General features: G+C 65.0%; 7 protein-coding genes. 6 read left to right on the forward strand and 1 reads right to left on the reverse strand.

Annotated elements, in window-relative coordinates:
* From AC1D00_RS20970 to AC1D00_RS20995, 6 genes are all read left to right on the forward strand, one after another.
* A partial coding sequence (locus AC1D00_RS20970; protein ID WP_477011977.1) for a sensor histidine kinase occupies positions 1–840 on the forward strand: 840 nt, incomplete at its 5' end.
* Positions 841–960: 120 nt separating this feature from the next.
* Positions 961–2,631, forward strand: coding sequence for a DUF3300 domain-containing protein (locus tag AC1D00_RS20975; protein ID WP_477011983.1), 1,671 nt, complete (start codon positions 961–963; stop codon positions 2,629–2,631).
* Complete coding sequence (locus AC1D00_RS20980; protein ID WP_477011978.1) at positions 2,628–3,545, forward strand: DUF2950 domain-containing protein; 918 nt, start codon at positions 2,628–2,630, stop codon at positions 3,543–3,545. The genes AC1D00_RS20975 and AC1D00_RS20980 overlap by 4 nt, the downstream gene beginning before the upstream one ends.
* The gene (locus tag AC1D00_RS20985) at positions 3,529–3,996 is read left to right on the forward strand and encodes a hypothetical protein (protein WP_477011979.1); all 468 of its coding nucleotides are present in this window, start codon (positions 3,529–3,531) and stop codon (positions 3,994–3,996) included. The genes AC1D00_RS20980 and AC1D00_RS20985 overlap by 17 nt, the downstream gene beginning before the upstream one ends.
* A gap of 218 nt (positions 3,997–4,214) precedes the next feature.
* Positions 4,215–5,036: a helix-turn-helix domain-containing protein gene (locus AC1D00_RS20990; protein WP_477011980.1), complete on the forward strand. Its 822-nt coding sequence runs from the start codon at positions 4,215–4,217 to the stop codon at positions 5,034–5,036.
* Between the two features lie 71 nt (positions 5,037–5,107).
* Positions 5,108–5,773 carry a DsbA family oxidoreductase gene (locus AC1D00_RS20995; RefSeq protein WP_477011981.1) on the forward strand — a complete coding sequence of 222 codons (666 nt, stop codon included), beginning with the start codon at positions 5,108–5,110 and terminating at the stop codon, positions 5,771–5,773.
* A gap of 7 nt (positions 5,774–5,780) precedes the next feature.
* On the opposite strand, the gene AC1D00_RS21000 is transcribed toward AC1D00_RS20995, so the two are convergent.
* A partial coding sequence (locus tag AC1D00_RS21000; protein WP_477011982.1) for a GNAT family N-acetyltransferase occupies positions 5,781–6,684 on the reverse strand: 904 nt, incomplete at its 5' end.

Raw genomic sequence — 6,684 nt, forward strand, 5'->3', positions numbered from 1 at the left:
CAGGGGCTCTGGGAACGGTATCGTTGGCAAATGGCAATGATCGCAGCGGCGTTCCTGGTCCAGGGCGGGCTGATCAGCGGGCTACTCCACGAGCGTCGCCGACGCCGACTGGCGGACGTCGAGTCGCGGCAACGCCTGGCGGAGCTCGCGCATCTCAGCCGCTATGCGGCCGCCGGCGAGATGACGACCTCCATCGCGCACGAGCTGAACCAGCCGCTCGGCGCGATCCTGACCAACGCCGAGACAGCGGAGCTCATGCTGAAGAGCGCCTCGCCGAACCTCGATGAACTCAGAGCCATCCTGGCCGACATCAGGCGCGACGATCACCGGGCGAGCGAAGTGATCCGACGGCTGCGCAGCATGCTGAAAAAGACGCCCTTTGAACTTCGATACATCGAACTGAACGATACCGTGGGGGATGTCATCGGGTTCGTCGCAGATGTGGCCAAGGGACGAGGCGTCGTGTTGAACTACGTTCCGGTGACGGCCGAACTTTACGTCCGGGGCGATCCGATTCACCTCCAGCAGGTTGTGCTCAATCTCATTGTCAATGCCTTGGACGCGATGTCCGAAATTCAGGCCGGCAAACGCGAAATCAGTGTAACGACGAACGTTTCCGGTGCCTGGGCGGAGATCCGGATCGCTGACACCGGCGGAGGCATCGCGATGGATGATCTCAACAGCATTTTCAATCCGTTTTTCACCACCAAGCCGCAGGGCATGGGCATGGGCCTGGCGATCGCCCGGACCATCGTCGAGGCGCACCATGGCACGATTTCCGCCGAGAACGCGCCCTCCGGCGGGGCGCTGTTCAAGATCAAGCTCCCGATCGCGCGCTAGGCTTTCGCGTTGCAGCAGTACGATTAACGCAACCGGGCTCAGCCATTTCCCTTGATCTTTGTCAAAGAACGATCGGGCCGCGGATCGATCCTCCAAAGGGTGACTCCGATGGAGGGTATGATGCTYCGTTGTGCCAGGACCGTGATGGCGCTCGCGCTTTTGATGGCCATCCCGGCCGTCGCCTCGGCGCAGACGGCCGACAAACCTGCTGCTCCAACCGCTCAGGCGCAGCCGGCAAGCCAGGCTCCGCCAAGCGCCGAACTCCTGAAGCCCGAGCAGCTCGAAGCGCTGGTGGCGCCGATCGCGCTCTATCCTGACGAGTTGCTGGCCAATGTGCTGGCCGCGTCGACCTATCCGCTGGAAGTCGTGCAGGCCGATCGCTGGCTGAAAGAACACAAGTCGCTGAAGGGCGATGCGCTCAAGACCGAGGTCGAGAAGCAGGCCTGGGACGACAGCGTCAAGGCGCTCGCCAGCACGGCGGACGTTCTGACGATGATGAATGACAAGCTCGATTGGACCAAGAGCCTGGGTGACGCCGTGCTCGCGCAGCAGCCGGACGTGATGGATGCGATCCAGCGATTGCGCACCAAGGCCTATGACAACAAGAAGCTCGTCACGACCAAGCAGCAGAAGGTCAGTGTTCAGACGCAGGAAAACAGGCAGGTGGTCGTCATCGAACCGGCCGAGCCGGGAACGATGTACGTGCCGTACTACGAGCCAGCCGCCGTTTACGGGGACTGGCCCTACGCGGAGTACCCGCCATATTACTTCGGCTATCCGTCCTATATCGGCGCAGGCGTGGTCGCGGCGGGTCTCGCGTTTGGGACCGCCTGGGCGATCGGACGCTGGGGCAATTACTGGGGCGGCGGCTGCAACTGGGGCAACCGCAACGTCTATGTCAATCACCGGACCACCAACATCGCAAATGGCTGGCAGCACAATCCGGCGCACCGCCAGGGCGTGCGCTACAACAACACCAATGTTCAGCAGCGTTTTGGCAACAACAATCTGAAGGCGGGCGCCGCGGACCGGATGGACTTTCGCGGCCGCGATGGCCAGCAGGTCCTCAAGGATCGACCGGGCGCCGGTGCAGCTGATCGAGCGGGCGATCGTGCAGGAGATCGAGCGGGTGACCGCGCCGGCGACCGTGCGGGTACGCGGGACCGGCCCGGTGGCGGCGATCGCGCCGGCGCTGCGGATCGCGCCAAGGGGAGTGCGAAGGGCGGAGGCGATCGAGCCAAGGGTGGTGGCGACCGCGCCAAGGCCGCCAACCGCGGCGGCGCCGCTGGCGGCAATCGCGCAGCTTCTGCCAATCGCGGTGGTGGAGGCAGCCGCGGCGGTGCCATGAACGTTTCCTCTGGCAGAGCGGCTGCAGCGGCGTCCGCCCGCGGGCGGTCGAGCATGGCGAGCATGCCCCGCGGTGGCGGTGGGCCGAGCTTCGCCGGGCGTGGCGGTGGCGGCATGTCTGCCGGAGGCGGCTTCCGAGGCGGCGGTGGCGGCGGACGGGGAGGCGGCGGCGGCCGGCGTTCCGATATTGCGTTGAAGCACGACGTCGTCTTGCTCGGCTATCTCGCCAACGGGCTCGGCTATTACCGCTTCAGCTATCTCGGCAGCAACAAGGCCTATGTCGGTGTCATGGCGCAGGAGGTCGAACGCGTGAACCCGGAGGCGGTGGCCCGCGGCAACGACGGTTACCTGGTTGTCTTCTACGAGAAGCTCGGATTGAAATTCCGCACCTACAGCGATTGGCTCGCCGGCGGTGCGAGGATCCCCGCGGAGATCACGCCATGATCGGTCTGAAGTCACTTCATCGCGCGGCGTTGCCGGGCATCATGGCGCTGGTGCTGCTGGGTTCGACCGCGCTTGCGCAGCAATCCTTTTCTACGCCCGAGGATGCAGCGGCAGCTCTTGCCGCAGCGGTCAAGAGCGGTCCGGGCGATATTCTCAAGGTGCTCGGCAGGGCTGCCGACGACATCGTCTCGTCCGGCGACGAGGTCGCCGATGCAGACATACGCCAGCGCTTCACGTCGATGTATGATGCCAAGCATTCGATCAAGGCGGAAGGCAACAAGAAGGCCACGCTGATGCTGGGGCCGGACGACTTCCCGTTCCCAATTCCACTCGTCAATGCAAAGAGCGGCTGGGAATTCGACACGGCCGAGGGACGGATCGAGGTTCTCTATCGTCGCATCGGCCGTAACGAGCTCGACGCGATCCAGACCGCGCTCGCCTATGTCGATGCCCAGAATGAATATGCCGAGAAGGATCGTGGTGAGGGCGTTGGCGTCTATGCGCAACGCATCGTCAGCAGCCCGGGCAAGAAGGACGGCCTGTTCTGGCGCGACGACAGCGACCCGAGCCCACTCGGTGCACTGGCGGCGGACGCCTCGGCCGAAGGCTACAAGGCCGGAAGTGTAGGGCCGAGCCCATATCATGGATACTATTTCCGTATCCTGAAGGGGCAGGGATCGGATGCGCCCGGCGGTGYTCTCAACTACGTCGTCAAGGGCAAGATGATCGGTGGTTTCGCGCTGATCGCCTGGCCAGCCGAATACGGCAATTCCGGCGTCATGACCTTCCTGGTCAATCATGCTGGCACCGTCTACCAGAAGGATTTGGGAGAGCGCACCGAGTCTATCGCCCAGCGCACCACGCTGTTCGATCCGGACCAGACCTGGAAGAAGGTCGATGCCGCAAAACCCTGAGAGCAGGCGAGCTCGGCCGCGCGCGATCGCCGTTTGCTTGATGGCGATCGCACTGCTCGCGTTCGCCATTCCGGCGACGCCGTCGTTTGGGCAGGCGAGCGGTCAGGTCCGGGTCAAGATCGTGAAAGCGGGCCTGCTGATCGGCGGTGGCGTGGGCAACGGCGTCTTGACCTATCGTGGTCGCGATTATCCGTTCAACGTATCCGGCGTGAGTTTTGGCATCACGGCCGGCGCGACCATCGGCCGGCTCGATGGCCGGGCCTCGGGCATCCGCGAGGTCGGCGACTTCGCCGGGACTTACAGTTCGGTCGGCGGCGGCGCTGCCCTGGTCGGCGGCATCAATGGCGTCCACCTGCGCAACGAAAAGGGCGTGACCATCGTGCTGCAAGGCCCCAAGGCGGGCATGGAGTTCGCCGCCAATCTCAGCACAATCACGATTTCGATGAGGTGAGGCGATCTTGAAATAGTGCTTTCGCCGGTCCTGCGCAAAACCGGACCGCATTTCGCGCCTTGTCCCTTTTATCGCGGGTACGTGCACCGGTCCCTTTAGGGACATCGACGCTATTCCCCAGCGAAAAATGAATTCAATTGTTTCATGTGGGTACATGCCCATATCCATTACCTCGCGGGTAATGGAACGGATGAACCCCGCATGCTAGGTTTTCGACCATGAACGCACATGCATCCACGGCACAGACCGAACGCAGCCAGCCAATCCATATCGGTGACCATTTGCGCGAATGGCGGCAGCGCCGCCGCATGAGCCAGCTCGATCTGGCGGGCGAGGCCGAGATCTCGGCGCGGCATCTGAGCTTCGTCGAGACCGGCCGCGCCGCGCCCTCGCGCGACATGGTGCTGAGGCTCGCCGAGCGTCTCGACGTGCCCTTGCGCGAACGCAACGTGCTGCTGGTCTCCGCCGGCTTTGCGCCGGCGTTTCCGCAGCGCCCGCTGGAGGATCCCGCCTTGAAATCAGCCCGCCAGGCGATCGACCTCGTCCTCAGGGCGCACGAGCCCAATCCCGCGCTTGCGGTGGACCGGCACTGGAACCTGGTCTCCGCCAACCGCATGGTGGCGCCGCTCCTCGACGGCATTCCGCAGCGGCTGCTCGGCCAGCCCTTCAACGTGCTGCGGCTCGCTTTCCATCCCGAGGCGCTGGCGCCGCGCACGGTCAATCTCGCGGAGTGGTGCGGGCATCTTCTGGAGCGGCTGCACCGGCAATGCGAAGCAACGGCCGATCCGGAGCTGATCAAGCTCTACAACGACCTCAAGCGCTACCCGATCCCGGCACGATCGGCGCCGCTGTCGAGCGACAATGTCGCCATCCCCTTCAAGCTGCGCCACGAGGGGGAGATACTTAGTTTCTTCTCCACCACCATGGTGTTCGGCACGCCCGTGGACATCACCCTCTCGGAGCTTGCGCTGGAGACGTTCTTTCCGGCCGACGAGCGCACCGCCGAGCGGTTGAAGCAGATGGCAGCAGCTATGAGCTAGCGCCCTTGCCTCGGCCCGGGTTCTGCCTATCTTTGGGCGAACCCTTGAAGTGCCCGAAGGAGGCGCCTGACATGAGCACGCTGAAACCGCTCCAGATCGACGTCGTCTCCGACGTGGTGTGCCCCTGGTGCTATATCGGAAAGCACCGCATCGAGAGCGCGCTGGCGCTCGTGCCCGACGTTCCGGTCAAGCTGAATTTCCGTCCCTTCTTCCTCAATCCCTGGGTGCCGCGCGAGGGCATCAGCCGCGAGGACTATCTCACCAAGAAGTTCGGCTCGGTCGAGGCCTATAAGGGCATTGCGGGGCGCGTCGTCGCGGCTGCCAGCGAGGAGGGCCTCGTCTACAAGCCGGAGCTGGTGGCGCGTCAGCCCAACACGACCGACTGCCATCGCCTGATTCTGTGGGCCGAAGCGATCGGCAAGGCGCCCGAGATGAAGCAGCGCCTGATGGAGCTGTACTTCCGCGATGGCGGCGACCTCACCGATGTGAACGTGCTGGTGCAGGCGGCCGTCGATGTCGGTCTCGACGCCGACGACGTGCGCCGGCGCCTTGCCACCGACGAGGACGTCGCGCGCGTCTCGGCCGACGCGCAGGAAGCCGCCGAGAAGGGCATCTCCGGCGTGCCGACCTACGTCTTCGCGCAGAAATACGCCGTCTCCGGCGCGCAGGATCCGAACCTGCTCGCCCGCGCCATCCGCGAGGTCTCGGCGGAGATCAACGCGCAGGCGGCGGAGTAGGTTTCGCTTATTTGCGGAGGCGGCGGACCACGCGTCGCGCGGCCTCGCGCGCGACGTTGAGACCGACCAGTGCTGCGTGAATGAGCGCCACGACCGGGTCGTTCCGCCGCAGCGGGATCAGCACGTCACCGATTGCGAAGCGTCCCCGCCAGATCGGGTTGATCATGGGGTGGTCGGCGCTCGCCATGGAATCCGCGCTGGCGATGGCGGGGTCGGCGCAGAGGTGGCGGGTGAGGTCGAGCGTGAGCTGCACGCCGGGCGAATATCTTGCAAAGCCTTCGTCGATGCCGAGCTTGAAGAAGAAGGCGCGGTCCTGATGGCGCAGCACGATGCCGGCGGCTACCGGAATCGTGCCGGCGCGCAGGCTGACGATCTCGCATTGTGCGGTCTCTGCCAGCGCCGGCACCGCGCGGCGGATGAAGGCCGCATCGCCCGCATGCTGGATCAGCGCGGTGCCGCGCTTGCCCTTCCAGCCGCTGGCTTCGAGTTGCAAGAATGTTTCGAGTGCGGGCCCGATTTCGTCAGGCCGGCGCGCGACCTCGAACACGACGGGGCCGTGCTCTTCGAGCCGATGGCGCAGGCGGCGCAACTCCTTGAGCTTTTTGGTGCCCAGAGCGTCGCGCAGCAGCGTGTCGCCGTCCTGCGTCGCGTCGAGGCTGGCGCGGATGTAGGAGCTGAGGACACGCGGCTTCAGGCCATCACGATTCAGGACCTGATATAGCGAGGCCATCGCCGCGCCGTCGAGCGCGACGTCGTTCAGCACGAGCGCATGGGCACCGGCCTCGCGCGCCTGCTGCAACAGGCGCGTCGCCGCCTCGATCGGAGCGTCGCGGTCGATCAGCGGGCTGCACAGCGTGCCATAGGGATGCGCGCTCACCAGCGCGGGCAGGGGAATCTTCCATGCCCGCCAC

It is taken from the genome of Bradyrhizobium sp. P2_E8 (assembly GCF_056403875.1).

What these genes read in the sequence shown, in the direction of transcription:
- AC1D00_RS20995 (WP_477011981.1), top strand. Translation starts at nt 5,108, where the DNA reads ATGAGCACGCTGAAACCGCTCCAGATCGACGTCGTCTCCGACGTGGTG.
- AC1D00_RS20985 (WP_477011979.1), top strand. Translation starts at nt 3,529, where the DNA reads ATGCCGCAAAACCCTGAGAGCAGGCGAGCTCGGCCGCGCGCGATCGCC.
- AC1D00_RS20990 (WP_477011980.1), top strand. Translation starts at nt 4,215, where the DNA reads ATGAACGCACATGCATCCACGGCACAGACCGAACGCAGCCAGCCAATC.